The organism is Microcoleus sp. Pol7_A1 (assembly GCF_036701085.1).
GTDB lineage: Bacteria > Cyanobacteriota > Cyanobacteriia > Cyanobacteriales > Microcoleaceae > Microcoleus > Microcoleus asticus.
Genome location: NZ_JAUBQD010000150.1, coordinates 1 through 1712 on the forward strand (window position 1 = coordinate 1; position 1712 = coordinate 1712).

The following is a 1712-nucleotide window of genomic DNA, read 5'->3' on the forward strand; positions in this document are numbered from 1 at the left end:
TGAATTACGCACTTGATTTAGCTAAATACTTAATCTTATCATGTTTTAGGTTGAAATTAAGATGCGTTTACCCTGGTTGTAGAGTCAGCTCTAATTGTTGGGATTTCTCCCGTTCTTTAGCTTCTGACTCCTGCAATCGCGCATTTTGCTCGTGCAGTTGTTTTTGCAAACGCTGAAGAGTTAGTTGATTTTCGACACGAGCTAAAACTTCTTCTAAATGAAATGGCTTGGTGATGTAGTCTACTCCTCCAACAGCAAATGCTGTGACTTTATCTAATACCACTTCTCCAAAAATATGCTACAATAGCACTTCTAGCAAAAGGACGATTGTATGAAAGTAAATTACCAAGAAAGAATTGAAGACACTGCGACCGAATTAAAAATAATTATGTCACAGCAACGAACTGTAACTAACAGACAAAAAATTCAGGCACTTTATTTGTTAAAATCTGGGTCGAGCCAGAGTATTACAGAGGTAGCTGAACTTTTAGGGGTACATAGAATCACCGTACAAAGATGGTTAAAGCAATATAAGGATGGCGGTCTGTCATCATTATTAAAGCTGCGCCGCTCGACTGGGAGGCCCCGAGTAATTCCCTCCGAAGTAATAGCAGGAATCTCGACAAAAATTAGTGAGGAATCCTGCGAGTTTAAGAGTTACAAAGAAATTGCGAAATGGGTCGAAGATAACTATCAAGTATCCGTCAAATATCAAACTTTACATAAGCAACTGTACTATCGCATGAAAGCCAAGTTAAAAGTACCAAGGCGTTTGAGTAACAAAAAAGATCCGGCGGCAGCAATCGAGTTTTAAAAAAAAACTAGAAAAATTGCTGAAACTTGTCTTATGGTTGGAGTCCACTACCCCTAATCCAGCAAAAAATGGTCTCAAATATTGGTGTCAAGATGAAACTAGAATCGGCTTAAAAACCATTGAAAGGAAAAAAAATACAGCCCGTGGAGTCAAACCAATAGGTAAAGTTCAATGGAATTTTAAAGCTTACTATTTATACGGGGCAGTTGCCCCTCAAACCGGAGAAAGTTTCTGGTTAGAGTTTTCACATCTTGACGGTCAATGTTTTCAGATATTCCTAGATAACCTAGCAGCAGAATATCCGGAGCATTTAAATGTTGTGCAACTGGATAATGGTAAGTTTCATCATAGTAGCCAGCTCAAAATCCCAGATAATATTTTACTGCTTTTTCAACCACCATACAGTCCTGAATTGAATCCGATCGAGAGAGTATGGCAATATATAAAACAAGAATTAAGTTAGGAAATTTATGACAACTTAGATGAAATTAAAGAAAAAGTTCGCACTTTTCTTGAAGAATTTTCAAGTGAAACAATCGCATCTATCACGGGATGGGATTATATTAGATCGGCACTAACTACTGTAGCATACTTTTGGAAAATTGGTATTACTATGAGATTTTTGACGCTGCTGGCTTAACCTGGAAAAAATCTCAAAAACGTAATCCTAAAACAGATCCTGAACTGGTAAAAAAAAAACAAAAGAATTGACCCAATGGCTAGAAGCTCATCGTAATGAAATCGAATTAGGTGAATTAGTAGTTTTTTTTCAGGATGAATGTCATCTTCTTTGGGGAGATATTTGTGGCTATGTTTGGGGCAAGAAGAATGAAAGAGTAGAAGTGCCAATAGTTAATGAGAAAGAGCGACAGACTTACTTTGGCGCAGTAAATATTGC

The 1712-nt window shown here is 37.2% G+C and carries 3 protein-coding genes and 1 pseudogene; 3 read left to right on the plus strand and 1 reads right to left on the minus strand.

All coding sequences use genetic code 11. The features are described from left to right. Positions 1 to 67: 67 nt before the first annotated feature. Positions 68 to 283: a hypothetical protein gene (locus QUA20_RS31615; RefSeq protein ID WP_333194287.1), complete on the minus strand. Its 216-nt coding sequence runs from the start codon at positions 281 to 283 to the stop codon at positions 68 to 70. A 48-nt stretch (positions 284 to 331) separates the two neighbouring features. On the opposite strand from QUA20_RS31615, the gene QUA20_RS31620 reads away from it, so the two are divergent. From QUA20_RS31620 to QUA20_RS31630, 3 genes and pseudogenes are all read left to right on the plus strand, one after another. Next, positions 332 to 814, plus strand: coding sequence for a helix-turn-helix domain-containing protein (locus QUA20_RS31620; RefSeq protein ID WP_333194288.1), 483 nt, complete (start codon positions 332 to 334; stop codon positions 812 to 814). Positions 815 to 830: 16 nt separating this feature from the next. Beyond that, entirely contained in the window at positions 831 to 1277 is a 447-nt protein-coding gene (locus QUA20_RS31625; protein ID WP_333194290.1) for an IS630 family transposase, read from the plus strand. 146 nt (positions 1278 to 1423) lie between these two features. Next, a pseudogene (locus QUA20_RS31630) lies at positions 1424 to 1712 on the plus strand (IS630 family transposase); the annotation flags it as partial.